This is a genomic window from Brevibacillus sp. AY1, assembly GCF_029870785.1.
GTDB lineage: Bacteria > Bacillota > Bacilli > Brevibacillales > Brevibacillaceae > Brevibacillus > Brevibacillus invocatus.
On record NZ_JAFLPN010000006.1, the window covers coordinates 1 to 17,940 of the forward strand.

18 protein-coding genes, 1 pseudogene and 1 riboswitch are annotated in these 17,940 nt (G+C 49.1%); all 19 genes and pseudogenes read left to right on the forward strand.

Annotation, left to right across the window (positions count from 1 at the left end; translation table 11 throughout):
* Positions 1-82 precede the first annotated feature (82 nt).
* Positions 83-421, forward strand: coding sequence for a hypothetical protein (locus JZI27_RS07695; protein ID WP_251244368.1), 339 nt, complete (start codon positions 83-85; stop codon positions 419-421).
* A gap of 892 nt (positions 422-1,313) precedes the next feature.
* Positions 1,314-2,324 (forward strand): LacI family DNA-binding transcriptional regulator, encoded by a 1,011-nt coding sequence (locus JZI27_RS07700; protein WP_280207209.1) that lies wholly within the window; start codon positions 1,314-1,316, stop codon positions 2,322-2,324.
* Between the two features lie 16 nt (positions 2,325-2,340).
* Positions 2,341-3,258, forward strand: coding sequence for a ribokinase (gene rbsK / locus JZI27_RS07705; RefSeq protein WP_122908768.1), 918 nt, complete (start codon positions 2,341-2,343; stop codon positions 3,256-3,258).
* Positions 3,259-3,270: 12 nt separating this feature from the next.
* Positions 3,271-3,666, forward strand: a complete 396-nt coding sequence (gene rbsD, locus JZI27_RS07710) for a D-ribose pyranase (protein ID WP_122908767.1) — start codon at positions 3,271-3,273, stop codon at positions 3,664-3,666.
* Positions 3,667-3,696: 30 nt separating this feature from the next.
* On the forward strand, positions 3,697-5,202 hold the full coding sequence (locus JZI27_RS07715) for a sugar ABC transporter ATP-binding protein (protein ID WP_280207210.1): 1,506 nt from the start codon (positions 3,697-3,699) through the stop codon (positions 5,200-5,202).
* Positions 5,192-6,118, forward strand: coding sequence for an ABC transporter permease (locus JZI27_RS07720; protein ID WP_276330103.1), 927 nt, complete (start codon positions 5,192-5,194; stop codon positions 6,116-6,118). Before JZI27_RS07715 ends, JZI27_RS07720 begins: the two co-directional genes overlap by 11 nt.
* Positions 6,119-6,148: 30 nt before the next feature.
* Positions 6,149-7,096: a ribose ABC transporter substrate-binding protein RbsB gene (rbsB, locus tag JZI27_RS07725; RefSeq protein ID WP_122908764.1), complete on the forward strand. Its 948-nt coding sequence runs from the start codon at positions 6,149-6,151 to the stop codon at positions 7,094-7,096.
* A 142-nt stretch (positions 7,097-7,238) separates the two neighbouring features.
* Positions 7,239-7,469 (forward strand): Ig-like domain-containing protein, encoded by a 231-nt coding sequence (locus JZI27_RS07730; protein WP_280207211.1) that lies wholly within the window; start codon positions 7,239-7,241, stop codon positions 7,467-7,469.
* 220 nt (positions 7,470-7,689) lie between these two features.
* Positions 7,690-8,676, forward strand: coding sequence for an ABC transporter ATP-binding protein (locus tag JZI27_RS07735; protein WP_122908762.1), 987 nt, complete (start codon positions 7,690-7,692; stop codon positions 8,674-8,676).
* Positions 8,677-8,720: 44 nt separating this feature from the next.
* Entirely contained in the window at positions 8,721-9,524 is an 804-nt protein-coding gene (locus JZI27_RS07740; RefSeq protein WP_251244405.1) for an ABC transporter permease, read from the forward strand.
* Complete coding sequence (locus JZI27_RS07745) at positions 9,521-10,309, forward strand: ABC transporter permease (protein WP_122908760.1); 789 nt, start codon at positions 9,521-9,523, stop codon at positions 10,307-10,309. Before JZI27_RS07740 ends, JZI27_RS07745 begins: the two co-directional genes overlap by 4 nt.
* A 16-nt stretch (positions 10,310-10,325) precedes the next feature.
* Complete coding sequence (locus JZI27_RS07750) at positions 10,326-11,381, forward strand: ABC transporter substrate-binding protein (RefSeq protein ID WP_276531825.1); 1,056 nt, start codon at positions 10,326-10,328, stop codon at positions 11,379-11,381.
* A gap of 151 nt (positions 11,382-11,532) precedes the next feature.
* The gene (locus tag JZI27_RS07755; RefSeq protein ID WP_280207212.1) at positions 11,533-12,768 is read left to right on the forward strand and encodes a copper resistance CopC/CopD family protein; all 1,236 of its coding nucleotides are present in this window, start codon (positions 11,533-11,535) and stop codon (positions 12,766-12,768) included.
* 17 nt (positions 12,769-12,785) lie between these two features.
* On the forward strand, positions 12,786-13,412 hold the full coding sequence (locus tag JZI27_RS07760; RefSeq protein ID WP_251244374.1) for a YcnI family copper-binding membrane protein: 627 nt from the start codon (positions 12,786-12,788) through the stop codon (positions 13,410-13,412).
* A 79-nt stretch (positions 13,413-13,491) separates the two neighbouring features.
* Positions 13,492-13,977: a DinB family protein gene (locus JZI27_RS07765; protein WP_251244375.1), complete on the forward strand. Its 486-nt coding sequence runs from the start codon at positions 13,492-13,494 to the stop codon at positions 13,975-13,977.
* A 139-nt stretch (positions 13,978-14,116) separates the two neighbouring features.
* Positions 14,117-14,494, forward strand: a pseudogene (locus tag JZI27_RS07770) (bifunctional transcriptional activator/DNA repair enzyme AdaA); the annotation flags it as partial.
* 237 nt (positions 14,495-14,731) lie between these two features.
* Positions 14,732-15,970, forward strand: a complete 1,239-nt coding sequence (locus tag JZI27_RS07775; protein ID WP_280207213.1) for an MFS transporter — start codon at positions 14,732-14,734, stop codon at positions 15,968-15,970.
* Positions 15,971-16,008: 38 nt separating this feature from the next.
* Positions 16,009-16,140 carry a hypothetical protein gene (locus JZI27_RS07780; RefSeq protein WP_276531824.1) on the forward strand — a complete coding sequence of 44 codons (132 nt, stop codon included), beginning with the start codon at positions 16,009-16,011 and terminating at the stop codon, positions 16,138-16,140.
* A 299-nt stretch (positions 16,141-16,439) separates the two neighbouring features.
* On the forward strand, positions 16,440-17,489 hold the full coding sequence (rsgA, locus tag JZI27_RS07785) for a ribosome small subunit-dependent GTPase A (protein WP_280207293.1): 1,050 nt from the start codon (positions 16,440-16,442) through the stop codon (positions 17,487-17,489).
* A gap of 142 nt (positions 17,490-17,631) precedes the next feature.
* A riboswitch (purine riboswitch) is annotated at positions 17,632-17,733 on the forward strand.
* Positions 17,734-17,940: the final 207 nt, after the last annotated feature.

A 17,940-nucleotide genomic window follows, 5' to 3' on the forward strand; every position in this document is an offset into this window, starting at 1 on the left:
TCTGGAATGTTGATGGTTGAAAATCTAAGAATGAGTGAGCAAACGCGAGAAAACATTAATTTATAGTGGGAGGATTGATACGATGTATAAGAATTGGTTCTCCGTTGGAGGTTTATTGATTGGCCTGATTGGATCATTGATGTCATTAATTGTTTGCTATGACTATATTTTTGGTGAATCCTTTAAAGGCCTCGACTTCTTGCTATTTTTGCTGATCATGCTTCCTGCCATTTGCGCTTTAGTTACGTCCTTCGTAGCCGCACCGATAATCTTGGTACCTTTTATTTGGTCGTTACCGTTCAGTACTTATCTGTTTATTGCATCAGATGTAAAATGGTTTGCGATTTCCTGCGTTACGTACCTTATTTCCGCATATCTAAAATTTCAGGGAACCAAAGACCATATCCATTTATCAAATTGAGCATTTTGTAAAATCCTGAGCAACCTCTAGTTGTCCATCCTAATCAAATCATTTAGAATTTACTGGATATAATTTCCATACAGGAGGGCTAGAGCATGCTTCCCGTTAGTCTTTTAAAATTACTCGCAGTGCTAATCTTGACAGTCATTATTTATAACCTAATTGATGCAATCTCTAGAAAAGGTATCGTTGATTTTGTTGATTCAATCGCTTGGTTGTTATCGTTAATTGCATCTACTCTTATAGTCCAGATGCTCACAGAAGACAAAGACCGTTAAAGCTATTTAACATAATTGAGCTTGTGTTTAATAGGTTCACTTCTCAACAATCTTGCCAGTAAAGTTTAACGCCTGTGCCAATTTAGCACGATATTATTCAGTCTACATCTGCATTGTCTTGCAATATTTGCTTTGAGCAAGGGAATCTTTTGCTCTGTTTTTTGGGGGGATAGCCAAGAGGCTGTCCTCTTATTATTTTTGTGAATATAGGACACGTTGATCTAGCAGTAGCGGTGGGCACCCCAAAGAACTTCGCTTTTTTCTCCTGCTTCCATCCGAAGCGGAGTAAAAAAAGAGAAACCTGCCTTTAGCGTCCACCCATGAGATGCAACTTGAAACGGCTGCTATGGACGCGGGTTTCCCTGTTTTTTCTCCTACACAAAAGCACGGTCGATAACGTTTTTCTTTTAACCAACAAGGAAGAATATTCCGGTATAAGCTGTCATAAGGTCTACTATACATTCTTCTAGAATTTTGGGTTGACAAGAAAACGGATTCAGGAGTATATTAATCACACAAATATGAAACCGGTTACAGATAATTAAATTAGCTAATTATCTTATTTTTTTAATTTATGTGTAACCGGTTACACATTATTATTCGGAGATATGATCATGCCAACGATTCGAGATGTCGCCAAATTGGCGGGAGTATCCGTAGCAACAGTCTCGCGGGTGCTCAATAAAAACAGCTATGTAAACAAGGACACCGAACAAAAGGTGGTAAAGGCGATTGAGCAGCTCCAGTACGAGCCCAGCACTGTTGCAAGGGGATTAGCTGGGAAAGAGACGGGAACAATAGCGTTAATCTTGCCTGATATTTCCAACCCTTTTTTTCCCGTTATCGCCAGGGGAGTGGAGGACGTTGCCCAAAGGCACGGTTACACGGTGATTTTGTGTAATTCGGACGATCATGGACAGAAGGAAAAGGGCTATATAGAGATGCTGCGAAAAAAATACGTCGATGGCATGATCTTCGCTTCTAGTACGTTGAGCGAAGTGGACGTAGAGCAGATGCGGAAAAACAAGATTCCCTTAGTCGTCCTGGACCGTGCGTTGACGAGCCAATCCTACAGTGTCATTCGCGCACGCAACTACGAGGGAGCAAAACTGGCTGTCCGCCATCTGTTGGATAAAGGCTGCAAGAAAATCGCTCATCTGTACGGACCGCAAGAGATGATTACAGCAAGGGAACGGCTACAGGGGTATGAAGATTCCGTGAAGCATGCTCCTTGGTATACGCCTAGCTTGATGCTGCCTGGTCACTTTCATATGGATGGTGGCCTTCGAGCAGTCAAGGATTTGATGGAAAAGCATCCTGATATAGATGGTATTTTTTGTGGAAATGACCTCATGGCTGTCGGTGCGCTGAAGGGCTTGCACCAATTGGGGATTCGAGTTCCGGATGATGTGGCCTTGATCGGTTTTGACGGCATTAGTCTGACAGAAATCACGCAGCCGGAGCTGTCTACCATTGCCCAGCCAAACTATGACATGGGTAAGCTGGCAGCAGAGGTGTTGTTTGAAGCCATTCAGTCAGGAGTCGTACAGCCCAAGCTGTATGAGCTGGAGGTTACGCTCATCGAGCGAGATTCGACTGCACGCAAGCCAACAGACAGGCCATAGAGAAAGGGAGAGACGCATGAGTCAAAAGCCGCACATTGCCATCATTGGCAGCTTGAACATGGATATCGTGGTAGAAGCAGATCGTCCGCCTATGCTCGGAGAAACCGTCATGGGCAAGCAGGTTCATTTTATCCCCGGTGGAAAAGGAGCCAATCAGGCGGTTGCCTCTGCACGACTTGGAGCGAAGACAACGATGATCGGCGCTGTGGGCAACGATGCCTTTGGTCAAGAGCTGATTCTAGCCATGCGTCATGAAGGGATTGATACAGAGGCAGTAAAGACGGTGAGCGATAGCCCTACGGGAGTGGCATCGATTGTTTTGGCGCAAGGAGACAACCAGATCATCGTCGTGGCAGGAGCCAATGAGGCTTGTTTGCCGCAGGACCTGACTACCCAGGAAGATCGGATAGCCGACGCTGATCTGGTGCTTTTGCAGCTGGAAATTCCGCTGGAGACGGTCGTTTCTGCAGCCAAGACAGCGAAGCGCTTGGGCAAAACCGTCGTTCTGAACCCTGCACCTGCCCGACCCTTGCCAGACGAACTGCTGCAAAACGTCGATGTGCTGATTCCGAACGAATCGGAGCTGTTCTTGCTAGCGGGAGTAGAGGCGGGGCACGATATAGAGTCTGCCATGCGTTCCCTACTGAACAAAGGGGTCCAAACCGTCGTCACGACCTTGGGAGCCAAAGGAGCAGCCTATCTGTCAGAGTCGGATGGAGCCGGATTTGTTCCCAGCCATTCGGTACAGGTCGTGGATACGACTGGGGCAGGAGATTCCTTCAACGCGGGCTTTTCCTATGCGTATGCGACAGGCTGCAGTGTTGCAGATTCCGTCGCTTTTGCCACCAAAGTAGCGGCGCTGGCTGTCACCAGATTGGGTGCACAAGCAGGTATGCCTACCCTGACACAGGTCGAGGAGTTCAACAGAGAATAAGGGGTTGTCGATATGAAGAAATTGGGCATTTTAAACAGTGAACTATCAGCAGTTATCAGCCAACTCGGGCACACGGACCAGATCGTCATCTGTGACGCAGGTCTGCCCATTCCCGATTTTGTGACACGCATCGACCTGGCAGTTGTACCGGGGCTCCCCTCCTTTGCTGATGTTGTGGAGGCCGTATTGCTGGAAATGCAGGTGGAAAAAGCGATTGTCGCGGATGAACTGGCTGTGGCTCAACCGCCATTGCTCGATCAGCTGAAAGAAACACTGCCGGATGTCCAATGGGAATCGGTCAGTCACGAATCCTTCAAGGATCTGACCAAAAAGGCAAAAGCGATTATCCGCACAGGGGAATGTAGCCCATACGCCAATGTGATCCTGCAATCCGGTGTTACGTTTTAACTGGATCTAAGGAGAAGGGAGGGAGAATGCATGTCGGGTTATTTGTTGGAGATGAAGAACATCAGCAAGTCTTTTCCGGGAGTCAAGGTGGTGGACAATGTCCAACTGAATCTGAACAGTGGCGAGCTGGTGGCCCTGATGGGGGAGAATGGCGCTGGGAAATCCACGCTGATGAAAATCCTCGGGGGCATTTATGAGCGGGATTCCGGGACGATCATCGTCAAGGGAACCGAGCAGGAAAAAATGACGCCGGATATTGCCAGCAGTCTGGGAATCGGGATCATTCACCAGGAGCTCAATCTCATCTCGCATTTGTCCGTCATGGAAAATATTTTCCTGGGGCGTGAGTTTACCTACGGAATCACGGGGTTTGTCAATTGGAACAAGATGAGAGAGGAAGCCAAGCACTGGCTGGATCAGCTGGATATCAAGCTTTCGCCGGATACGTTGGTTGGAGATTTGTCTGTTGGCCAGCAGCAGATGATTGAAATCGCGAAGGCCTTGTCCATGCAAGCCGACATTCTCGTCCTGGACGAACCGACAGCAGCACTAACCAACCGAGAAATTGAAGCCTTGTTTCAGGTGATCAATTCCCTGAAGAAAAAAGGCGTCGGCATGATCTACATCTCGCACCGGATGGAAGAGATTTTTCAGGTAAGCGACAGGATTACGGTACTGCGAGACGGTCAATACGTAGGGACAGTCGAGACCCCACAGACGAACATGGATGAGCTGGTGAAAATGATGGTTGGTCGCGAGATTACAGATCGCTTTCCCAAAGAGCAGATCGAATGGGGAGATGTACGTCTGCGCGTGGAGAATCTCAGTGTCAAAGGAAAGCTGGAGAAGGTCAGCTTTTCTGTCCGAAGCGGCGAGATTGTAGGAGTGGCAGGACTGATGGGTGCTGGAAGGACCGAGATGGCCAAAGCCATTTTTGGTCTGGAGCATGTGCATGAAGGCCAGATTTTCGTGGATCACCAGCCTGTGCGCATCACGCGTCCCATCGAAGCGATACACGCTGGGATTGCCCTGGTCACGGAGGACCGTAAAGAGGAAGGCCTGGTTCTGTCGCTTCCGGTACGGGAGAACATCTCATTGCCCAATCTGGAAAAAGTCTCGTCCTTTGGCGTCATGAAGCCGAAGCAGGAGCTGGACTTGAGCAACGATGCCATCAAGCGGCTGTTTATCAAGACGGCAGGCGGCGAGCAGATCGTCGGATCTCTCTCGGGCGGCAACCAGCAAAAAGTCGTTATCGGCAAATGGCTGGCGACCGAGCCGAAAATCCTGATTCTGGATGAACCGACACGTGGTGTGGATATTGGCGCGAAGAAAGAAATTTACGATATCATGAACCGCCTCGCCCAAGCTGGGGTAGCCATCCTGATGATCTCATCGGAGCTGCCAGAGGTCCTTGGAATGAGCGATCGGATCCTGGTCATGCATGAAGGGCGCATCACTGGCGAATTTAGCCGAGAAGAGGCAACACAAGAACGAATCATGCATGCCGCAACGGGAGGGAAGAGCCATGCCGTTTAACTTTTTGAAAAAAATGGGTCCCCTTTTGGGGCTGGCCTTGATCATCATTGTCCTATCCGTGATTACCACCGACTTTCTTACGGTGAGCAATATCTTCAACGTTTTGCGTCAGATTTCGATCAATGCCCTGATCGCGTTTGGGATGACGTTTGTCATTCTGACAGGCGGAATCGACTTGTCTGTCGGCTCCATTCTGGCACTCTCCAGCGCACTTACAGCTGGTCTGATGGCGGGTGGAATGGATACGACGCTTGCCGTACTGATCGGTCTATTGGCTGGAGCAGCGATGGGGGCAATCAACGGAGTGATCATTTCCAAAGGGAAAGTGGCTCCGTTTATTGCGACATTGGCTACGATGACGATTTTTCGCGGTTTGACTTTGGTCTATACAGAAGGAAGGCCGATCACCGGTCTCAATCCTGACTTTGCCTTGTTGGGAAAAGGATTTTTCCTGGAAATCCCGATGCCTGTCATCTGGATGCTGATTTCCTTTGCCATCCTCTACTTTATTCTTCGTCATACTACGTTTGGACGCCATGTGTACGCACTTGGCAGCAATGAAGAAGCGACCAGACTGTCTGGAATCAGTACGACGAAGGTAAAAGTAAAGGTCTATGCGATCAGCGGACTATTCGCTGCAATCAGTGGGATCATTCTCACGTCCCGCCTCAATTCGGCACAGCCGACAGCTGGTACATCCTATGAGCTGGATGCCATTGCTGCGGTCGTGCTGGGTGGAACCAGCTTGTCTGGGGGCAATGGGTGGATCGTCGGAACCTTGATCGGTGCGATGATCATCGGTGTGTTAGATAACGGTCTCAATCTGCTGAACGTCTCTTCCTTCTACCAGTCGGTAGTCAAAGGGGCAGTCATTCTCTTGGCAGTATTGCTCGACCGATCTAAATCAAAGAAATAAATAGCATGTTAAGCAGGAGGGATGGTTTTCATGAAAAAGTTTTTGAAAATGGCACTCGCATCAACAATGGTTTTGGGCGTTTTGGCAGGCTGCTCCACTTCGTCTAATCTGGAGAACAATACACCGGGGCAATCGACCGGAAATACAGGCACTACGGATGGAAAAGTAACCATCGGCTTGGCCGTTTCTACTCTCAACAACCCATTCTTTGTTTCTCTCAAGGAAGGGGCCGAAAAAGCGGCGAAGGATGCTGGTGTAGAACTTCTTGTCGTAGATGCACAGGATGATACAGCGAAGCAAATCAGCGGCGTAGAAGATTTGATCCAGAAAAAAGTGAGCGTCTTGATGATCAACCCGACGGACAGTGCTGCGATCGTGACAGCAGTCGAAGCAGCGAATGCAGCGAACATTCCGGTGATTACGGTCGACCGCGCTGCTGAAGGGGGTCAAGTTGTGTCCCACATCGCTTCCGATAATACCGCTGGTGGTAAGATGGCGGGAGATTTCATTCTGGAGAAGCTGGGTGGCAAAGGGAACATCGTCGAGCTGCAAGGCATTGCCGGAACCTCCGCTGCACGCGATCGAGGTCAAGGCTTCCACGACGCGGTAGACAACAAGGAAGGCGTGAATGTAGTTGCTTCCCAGCCTGCTGATTTCGACCGTGCAAAAGGGCTGACTGTCATGGAGAACATCCTGCAAGGAAACAAGGACATCCAAGCGATCTTTGCGCACAATGACGAGATGGCACTGGGTGCTCTGCAAGCGGTTGAAGCACAAGGCAAAGACATTCTGGTCGTAGGCTTTGACGCGACCGATGATGCGGTAAAATCCGTTGAAGATGGAAAAATGGCAGCCACCGTTGCGCAAAAGCCTGCTGCTATCGGTGAAACCGCTTTGCAAACCGCTGTGAAAGTGGCGAAAGGCGAGCAAGTGGAGAGCAATATTCCGGTAGCGCTGGAACTGGTGACAAAAAAATAAAAAATGATGTCAGACTAAGTCTCGCGAGTAGTGTATTCTACTTGCGGGGCTTTTTTTGTACTATCGGAAAGTTTAAGTGCGCTAAAGCGCTAAAAAGATTAGCGGAAGATAGTATAAGTGCAACTAAGGCTCCGCCAAAAGCTTGGCCGTAGCCAAGTTTTCTAATAGATGTGAGTCCAAATTACTGGAATTGATTGCGGAGTATGAGAAAGACTACGACGAAATCGTAGAGGAAGACGTAGCTTGGGAGATCGCAGACGTGGAGATCGCCAAGGTAGAGGATGGCGAAGTGACTGCTCTCAAGAAAGGTCGTACAACCCTCACAGCTTACTATGGTGGAAAGAGCACAAAGATCAACGTTAACGTGAAGTAAAAGGGAAAGTGTCAGCCCGAATCTGAGCTGGCACTTTCTTTCTCTTTTGATCAGAAGGTAGAGATCGCTCGCTGACAGAATGATTGCAAGGCGTTCAGGACATAGTTATAGAAAGGAAAAAAATAAACGGACCTGTCCTGAAACTGTTTACAAAACGAATCATACACGATATATTTACCTAGATTAGGATGAGTATTTCTACATATGGTGAGATGACAAGATGAAAACAATCATACATTTGGATACAATCGAAAAACAGTTTGCTGGTTCTGTCGTCGTTCCCCCTTTTTCTCTTTCAATAGAAGAAGGGGAGTTTTTGACATTGCTAGGTCCCAGCGGTTGCGGCAAGACTACCTTGCTGCGGATGATTGCGGGCTTTGAAGAACCGACCTCCGGTGAAATCTATCTGGATGGCAAACCACTAGCGCATGTCCCAGCTTATCAGCGGGATATGAACATGGTGTTTCAGCAATACGCTCTCTTTCCTCATATGACAGTCGAACAGAACATCCTGTTTGGCTTGAAAATGAAGAAAGTGGACGGCGCAGAGCAGAAGCGGCGACTGGAAGAAGTGTTGCAGTACGTTCAATTGACCGAGCTGAGAAAACGTACGCCGAAGCAGCTTTCTGGCGGTCAACAGCAGCGCGTAGCGATTGCCCGGGCAATTATTAACAACCCGAAGGTTCTGCTGCTGGACGAACCATTGGGTGCGCTCGATTATCAGTTGCGCAAAAGCTTGCAGCTGGAGCTGAAGAATTTGCAAAAAAACCTGGGCATTACCTTCATTTATGTAACGCATGACCAGGAAGAAGCCATGGCGATGTCTGACCGGATTGCCGTCATGAACAAAGGACGGATTGAACAGATCGCTTCGCCTGCTGAGATCTACAACCGACCACAGACGTTGTTTGTTGCTACCTTTATTGGGGAAAACAACATCTTTAAAGCAGAAGGCTCCTGTACGGCTGTGCGCCCTGAAAAGGTGAAGCTGTATCCGATTGATACGGAATCCGACAAGCACAAGAAGACTGGCAGAATCACAGATGTCGTATTTCTTGGAAATCTGCGAAAGATTTACATTCGCTTGGATGGAACAGAAATGAGCGTGTTGGCCCATCAATATGCCAATGAAGGCTTCGACTGGCAGGTGGATCATCAAGTGGCGATTGGTTGGTCACAGACGGACGAGGTGGTGCTTTCTTGTTGAAGACAAAGCGTATCAAACTACTCGCGCTTCCGACACTCGTGTGGATGGGGGCGCTCTTCGTCTTGCCGATGATCCTGATGCTGGTTCTCTCGTTCCTAACGAGAGGCACGTACGGGCAAGTTGTCTATCAGTTTACGATTGACAACTACATTCGCATCTTCGACCCTTTGTACGGACTGATTTTTTGGGATACGCTGGTCGTCGCAGTTCTTACGACAGTATTTTCGATCCTGTGTGGCTATCCATTGGCGTACTACATCTCCAGGCTGGATAAATCCAAGCAGCAAATCTGGCTGCTTCTCGTGATGATTCCTTTCTGGATCAACTTTCTGGTTCGTTCCTATGCGTGGGTGATCATCCTGCGTTCACAGGGGGTCGTGAATACGCTCCTGCAATGGCTGGGCATCATCGACGAACCGCTGACGCTTCTTTACAATTCAGGCTCTGTACTCGTCGGGATGGTGTACACGCTGCTGCCTTTCATGGTTCTGCCCATCTACGTTTCCCTGGAGCAGATGGATCACCGGAAGCTGGAAGCAGCATACGATCTCGGTGCCACACCGCTGAAGGCGTTCTGGCATGTCACACTTCCCATGACCAAGACGGGTGTGGTGACGGGTTCCATCCTGGTCTTCGTATCCTCGATCGGCATGTTCGTTGTACCGGACGTCATGGGTGGTGCGAAGTCAGCTTTGATTGGGAATGTCATTCAAAACCAATTCCTCTCGGCGCGTGACTGGCCATTCGGATCGGCTTTGTCCATCGTCCTGATGCTGTTGTCCATGCTGCTGATTCTTCTTTACTTCAAGGCTACGCAAGCTGGTGAAGCCAAGGAGGGATCAGCATGAAAAAGCGCAATAATGCGTTGACGGGATTTTCCTGGCTGATGATCGTCTTCCTCTACCTGCCGATCGCAATCCTGATTCTTTATTCGTTCAATGAATCGCGGATCAATGCGGTGTGGAACGGCTTTACCTGGAAATGGTACATCTCTTTGTTTGAAAACAGACAAGTCATGCAAGCACTCACGAACAGTCTGACGATTGGTTTGATCAGCAGTATACTGGCTACAGTGTTAGGTACAGCAGCGTCCATCGGGATCAAGCACTATTCCTTGCGCTGGCGAAATGTAGTCAACGGCTTGATTTATTTGCCGATTGTCATTCCGGAGATCATGCTGGGATTGGCTTTGCTCGTTTTGTTCAGTCAAATGAAAATGGATTTGGGTAAAGCGACGTTGATCATGGCGCATACGACCTTCAGTATTCCGTTCGTCATGGTCATCATCTCCGCGAGACTGGCCGATATGGGCAAGGAGCTGGAGGAAGCCGCGCAGGATTTGGGTGCAACCCCTTGGCAGACGATGCGGTACGTGATCCTGCCTTTGATCATGCCAGGGATTGTTGCAGGGTTTTTGATGGCCTTTACGCTTTCCTTGGATGATTTTATCATCTCGTTTTTCGTAGCAGGTCCCAATTCCACGACCTTGCCTTTGTACATTTACGGACTCGTGAAACGAGGCGTATCACCAGAGGTCAATGCACTCTCGACGCTGCTGATCGTCAGTACCGTACTACTCGTGATCGTGGCAGAGCTTTTCAGACGCAAGGATTCAAAGACAATTACCTATTGATAGGAGGATGAAAAGATTGAAACGTTTCAAATCATTGATGGTTGGCGTATTGAGCGCCGCACTTGCATTCACGGCCGTGGGCTGTTCTTCGTCATCGGGAGGAGACGCTCAGGTTCTCAACATCTACAGCTGGGCTGACAACTTTGATCCCGATGTGATTGCTGATTTTGAGCAAAAATTCAACGTCAAGGTAAACTACGATGTGTACGGCAGCAACGAAGAGATGCTGGCAAAAATCCAGGCGGGCGCATCGGGCTATGACCTGATCCAGCCATCGGACTACATGGTTGCGACCATGATCGAGCTTGGACTTTTGGAAGAGATCAACAAGGAGAATGTTCCGAACCTGAAGAACATCGTCTCGACATTCCAGACACCTCCTTTTGATCCAGGCAACAAATACTCCATTGTGTACACATGGGGCATTACAGGGATCGCGTATAACAAAAACTACGTAAAAGAACAGCCAACTAGCTGGAATGACCTGTGGAAGGACGAGTACAAAGGCCGTGTGATTTTGTTGAACGACCCGCGTGAAGTCATGGGTATGGCTTTGATCAAGAACGGTTTTTCCAACAGCTCTACCAACAAGACTGAGCTTGAAACTGCGTTTGCAGATATGAAGACGCTTGTGCCGAATGTCATCGCTTTTGATACCGATAATATCAAGCAAAAAATGATCGCTGAGGAAGCGTGGATCGGCTCTGTATGGTCTGGTGACGCAGCGTATATCCAGGCTGAGAATGCCAATGTCGATTATGTGATCCCGAAAGAAGGGGCTACCATCTGGGCAGATACGATGGCGATTCCAAAAGGGGCTAAAAACAAGGAATTGGCAGAGAAATTCATCAACTACCTGATGGATCCGGAAGTAAGCGTGAAGAACTACGAATCGATCGGCTACAGCAACCCGAACGAACAGGCGTATCCGCTGCATAGTGAAGAGTATCGTTCGAATAAAATGATCTTCCTCGACCCAGCAGACATCGCTCGCGCTGAGTGGCTGGTAGATGTGGGTGAAACGCTGCAAGAATACGATCGCTACTGGACAGAAATGAAGAGTGGACGATAAGCCAAATCGCAAAATCAAAGCCATGACTGGAAAGATCCGGTCCTGGCTTTTTTTTTACAAAATATCGACACGAGAAATAGCCCGGATGAGCCATATGGTACACGCCATCCTTCTGGTAGTGTTATGAATACGAAAGTGGAAGGTGATAGGTATGAAACGTTATCTGTTCTCCTTGTGGATTATGCTGATGCTCGTGTTCAGCTTAGGCGGGATGGCATCCGTACAAGCGCACGCCGGCCTGATGGGCAGCACGCCGCAGGAGGGAGAGGTGCTGAAAACAAACCCCGGTCAGCTCTCCTTTCAATTTACCGAAACCCTGGAGCCGGACCTGGTATCCATTCGACTGTATGACTGGAATGGAATCGAGGTCAGGCTGGAACAGCCTACCCTTCAGCCAGGGGATGCTTCCAGGGTGAATGTGCGACTGCCAGAGCTTGCGCAGGGAACCTACAACGCGATCGTAGCTGTGGTCTCGGAGGATGGACACCCGGTGGAGGAAAGGCTGTCGTTTTCGATTGGTCAAAAAAGTGCCACAGCAGTCATGCCGGAACAAAGACAAAGTGATTCGACCTATTTAATCGTATATCGCCACCTGACCCAAGGACTCCTTCTTCTGGGAGGCGGCATGTACTTCGTCGCCTGGCGGGCACAACGCTTCGGATTGCCTTCCTTTACACAAGTATTGGGGATGGGCAGGCAAATCGGGTGGTTCCTCATGGTGATCGGATTGTTTTTTCTTTGGTTTCTCTACGACGAGTCGCTGCCGGCTGTGTCTCTTACCACGATCCTGCTGCAAGGCAATTGGGGGGTATTGCTCCAATCACCCTTTGCCATCATGCTGCTGATCTCGCTCTTATGGCTGCTGCTGCTCGTGATTCCTGGCATGGTCACAGGCTGGTATCTGTTCATTTGGGCACTGCTGATCAGCACACAGGCTTTTGGCGGACATGCATGGGGGATTTCACCAGTGTGGCTGTCTCTTGCCCTGCGGCTCTTGCATGTAGGTACGGTCGCCCTGTGGCTTGGAGCGCTTTTCTATCTGCTGCTCACATCCAGACAGGTTGAACAAGGGAACCCGGTTTTCAAACGTTTCTTCTTGCGAATGGTGGCTATTGCCGCAATCCTTGCTGTACTGACCGGAGCTCTGATGCTGGCCGTACAGACAGATGTGGGAAGTCTCTTGGAGAGCTCCATGACCTGGAACTACCTGCTGTATGTCAAACTAGCGTCTTTCTTGCTCATGCTCGGAATCGCATTTAGACAAAACAGGTACTGGCGCCAGCAGAATACTTTGCAGGCTAGTTTGTTGCGTTGGGAATTGATGTTGGGAATCGTGGCAATGCTGGCTGGATTGTGGATGAGCCACACGCAATATCCCGGAACATAATAGAGGAGGACGTAGGTATGAAAACGACAAAATGGATGAGTAGTCTGCTTGTAGCAGGAGCGATTTTGACACTGAGCTCAGCTGCACAAGCGCATGTAAATGTGTATCCCAAAGAGACGACGACTGGGGCCTATGAGAAATATACGGTGCGTGTCCCGGTGGAAAAAGACGTCAATACAGTCAAGGTAAAGCTGGAGTTCCCGTCAGGCGTGAAGGTAAGCACCGTACAGCCAGTGCCGGGCTGGAGCTATGAATTCGAAAAGGACGCTGAGGGACGAAATACGGCTTTGATCTGGACCGCGACAGATGGCGGTATCAAAGCTCACGAATTCATGGAGTTTGCCTTTGTCGGCGCCAACCCGAAAGAAGCGGGTGAGGTTGCTTGGAAAGCTTACCAGACGTATACGGATGGAGAAGTCGTGGAGTGGACAGGAGAGCAGGATTCGAAAACCCCTGCATCCGTGACGACTATCAAAGAAGGGGCAGGAGCAGGTGACGGACATGGTCACTCGCATGGGGCAGAAACAGCAGCTCCTGCAGCAGGAAGCGAAGGAACTGGCAGCGACGGAAACAGCCTGCCCTTGGTTCTCTCTGGTCTGGCTTTGCTGCTTTCCATCATTAGCTTTTTCCGTAAAAAAGCCTAGAAGATTTACTCCGGAAGGATAGGCAAATGGTGTACAATGGAAATGTGTGTATTTTCTATATAAATGGAGGAATGTTAGAATGTCCACGGCCATTTTAAACTCGGGAAAATCCATTCGAAAAATTTTGGTGCACCAGCTGCAATCCTTACCTGAAGAGTATTTTAACGTTCAACCAGTCCCCTTCAACAACACGGTCAACTGGAACGTGGGTCATATTATCGTCTCGCTGAATACCTTCTTGTCTCTGTGTGGGATCGATACCATCGAATTGCCGGAAGGCTATCCAGGACTTTACAAGATGGGAACAAAACCTGCGGATTGGACAGATGCCCCGCCATCGAAGGAAGAGCTGCTGCAATACCTGACATCACAGTTGAACCACTTGTCCGAAGTCGCTCCTGAGGCGTTGGAAGGAGCTTTGAACTCTCCGATTACGATGGGGCCGTTGCAATTTGAGCAAAAAGCTGAGCTGTGCAACTTTGCCTTCGTTCACGAAGCGATGCATGCTTCCACGATTGCGAGCCTGTTAAAAGTCATTAAGCATCAAGAAAGCGCGACAAAATAGTCATCAGAAGAACGTACTTTTCTAATCGAGAAGGTACGTTCTTTTTTTCGAAAAAAAATATTCATGCCTGATTTTCGGTCACGTCCATTTTGTCACATGGTTTTCATGCATATAGAGGCAGTAGGCGAGGAGGAAATGGATGGACTCGGTAATGAAAGAACACTATTATCAATCACTTCTCGATAAAAACACCGAGTACGAAGGTGTATTTTATGTCGGGGTTAAAACAACGGGGGTCTTCTGTCGACCGACCTGCCCTGCGAGAAAGCCTAAGCTTGAGAACTGCGAGTTTTTTGAAACGGCAGAGCAAGCACTGCTGGCGTCGTTTCGACCGTGCAAGAGATGTCGTCCTCTCTCTCATCCCAATCAAGTATCTGAACTTGTCCAGAAGCTGGTCGATGCAGTGGAAGCCGAACCTGAGAAACGATGGACGGAGAAAGACTTTGCAGCGATGGGCGTAGATGTTTCAACGGCTCGCAGGCAATTCAAGAAAAGGTTTGGCATGACCTTTGTGGAGAATGAGATCATGTTTTTTCACTGTATCCAATTATTTCAATTCCGTTATAATAAAGTTAATTCAATTTGGAGGTGTACTTGCATGCAAACATTTTCTCATGCTGTTCAAAACGTACAAAACGGAGTAAAAAACAATCGGTAGAACGACACGTGCGCATTTGCTTTTCTAGGGTCGTGGACAACTGAATACGCAAGTGAACCGTGACGTGTTGTCTGCCGGAAGGGTGGACACAGTTAAATGAAGTTACACGCGTCACATCTATATAGGATCATGTCGTTTATCCAGTCCTTTGCCAATAGCACCATGTTTACGACGTATGCCATTTTCTACATAGCGACACTGGGGCTGAACCCGCTGGAGCTGTTGATCGTCGGGATGGTGCTGGAGTTGACCGTTTTGATTTTTGAAGGAATCACTGGTGTGGTGGCAGACACCTATAGTCGCAGGCTTTCCGTCATTGCCGGAATGTTTGTGCTCGGCAGTGGATTTGTCCTGCAAGGCTTTATTCCATCACTAGATGGGCTCATTCCGCTCGTCACAGTATTCGTTTGGGTGCTGATCAGTCAGTTCGTATGCGGCATCGGCTACACCCTGATCAGTGGTGCAGATACGGCTTGGATTGTGGATGAAGTCGGCGCCAGCCAAATGGGCAATCTGTTTTTGAAGGCGAAGCGCTATTCCTTGATGGGGACGCTAGCGGGTATTGCGCTGAGTGTGGCTCTATCCACACTCGGAACCCATTTGCCCTATATGATCGGAGGCTTTCTCTACCTGGTGTTGGGGGTTTTCCTGCTTGTTTTCATGCAGGAGCAGCGCTTTGTCCGACCAGAGCGTGTGGAGGGAACAACGCATTGGCACGAGATGAAATCGACATGGCTACATGGAGCCAAAGTCATTCGTAGACAACCGGTGCTGTTGATGATTTTGCTGGTTACTTTATTCAGCGGTGCTGCTTCAGAAGGGTATGACAGACTTCGCGAAGCACATCTGATCTTGGAGGTCGGAATACCGGATTCCAACCTATCGCTGGCGATGTGGTTCGGGTTGATCGCGGCCGTTTCTACATTTCTCAGTATCTTTGTCGTTCGATTGACTGAACGGCGATTGGATATGAACAACGAGCGTGTCGTACTAAACGGCATGTTTGTCCTGACAGGGCTTCGGATCGCTGCCATTTTGGCGTTTGCTTTTTCACCCAGCTTTACCTGGGCTCTTGTCTCCCTGCTGCTGATCGGAATGCTGGGAACACTGATCGAGCCTCTCTATGATACCTGGCTCAACTTGAACATCGAAGGCAAGGTAAGGGCGACCATCCTCTCCATGATGGGTCAGACCGATGCCTTGGGACAAACAGCAGGTGGTCCCTTTGTCGGCTGGGTCGGGAGCCGTTATTCGATTCGGGCTTCGCTGATCGTAGCGGCAGTCCTGTTCATGCCGATCTTGATGGTATTTGGGCGTGCGTTGCGCAAGCGGTAAATTCAAGCTAAAATCAGGCGACGAAAGGAGGCGGATGAATGGAGCTGCTCGTGGTAGGAATCATTTTTGTGTTTGTCTTCATGATTGTGTTGATGAATGCTGGCAAAAAAGGCAAGAAAAGAAGAAGGTACGGTTCCGCAGGGGATGGCGGAGGCGGCGGGGGCGACTGATCCTGTTGCATTTCGCAGTCCCCATGTTACAATAATTGGGTAGAAAACATCCAGACCACCAATCGGGACATGGTATGGAGGTAAAAAAGGAGAGATGTTTTATGGTAAAAACGAGCATTGTTGAGATCGCAGAAGTCGGGTCACAGGAATCCTCCTTTTAAACGAACCACATACCGTTTACCAGATGAGGATTCTACTGTGACTGGTTTTAGGCATGTTATGTACAAACCATTTGCAGGGGGAATCCGTAGGTGAATCAGAATCAACAAGGAAAACAAGATCAAGCTATTTTACAAAAAATGGGCTGGAATGCTTTTTTTGCAGAGCATTTTGCCCCTTACGCCGAACAAGGCTACAGCGTGGGACGCATTACGCTGGAACATAAACGTGTGTACCGTCTTCAAAGCGAGTACGGTGAGCTTCTGGGTGAAGTGACAGGAAAACTGCGCTATGAGGCAACGGGGCGTGAGGATTACCCGGCTGTCGGAGACTGGGTGGTGATCAGCCCGCGGGCGGAAGAAAAGAAAGCGACGATCCACGCTCTGCTTCCGCGCAAATCCAAGTTCTCTCGCAAAGTAGCAGGATCGACAGTGGAAGAGCAGATCGTGGCGACGAACGTCGATACAGTATTTCTCGTGAATGCCTTGAACAATGACTTCAATCTGCGCAGAATGGAGCGCTATCTGATCCTGGCTTGGGAAAGTGGCGCCACGCCTGTCATCGTGCTGAGCAAAGCGGATTTGTGCGATGATCTGGATGCACGTCTGAACGAGGTAGAATCCGTTGCGATTGGCGTACCCGTACATGTAGTGAGTGCAGAGCAAGGAGAAGGTTTGGATCAACTCTCCCCGTACCTGGGTGTGGGCAAGACGATTGCCTTGCTCGGTTCCTCCGGTGTAGGGAAATCCACCTTGATCAACAAACTGAGTGGCGTCGAGATGCAGCGAGTCAGCGGCGTGCGTGAGGGAGACGATCGTGGACGTCATACGACGACACATCGGGAGCTGTTTCTTTTGCCGAGTGGTGGGTTGATGATTGACACACCGGGTATGAGAGAGCTGCAGCTGTGGGAAGCAGACGAAGGCTTTCGCGGGACCTTTGACGATATTGAGTCGATGGCGGAAGACTGCCGATTCCATGATTGTCAGCATCTGCGCGAACCGGGATGTGCGATCCAGGCAGCACTCGCAGACGGCTCGTTGGATCAGGCGCGCTATGACAGCTATCGCAAGCTGCAAAGAGAGCTTGCCCACCTGGCTCGCAAGGAAGATGCGAGACTACAGGCGGCAGAGAAGGATAAATGGAAGAAAATCTCGATGGGGCAACGTCAGAAGAAGAAAAAAGTATAGGGTTCAAATGAAAACAAATCCCTCGGTTTGATCGGATGACCGAGGGATTATTTTTTTTGATCCAAAATTTTGTGAGATTCTTTTCTTTTCAAAAAAATAACGCTTGCTCCTGCTTTGCCAGATATGATAGATTGGTCAATATCGAAAAAGCATACTGCATGCTCGTATAATTTTGGGAATAAGGCCCAACAGTTTCTACCGGGTGACCGTAAATCGCCTGACTACGAGTGAAAGAGCGTCTAGGGTTCCGTTTTTCCTGTGGCCTGATTGGGTTTTCTACGGCTGTCTGGAAAAAGCTGGTCCGAGCGGCGCTGGCACTTCATTGTGCTACACCTGAGGGAGAAAAGCCCAGAGGGACAGGTTTCACTTGGTGTTGGTTGTATGAACCAGCAAGTGACCTGTCTGCTCTGGGCTTTATTTGTTTAGCTGCGCGAAGAGGGAAAGTATGGAG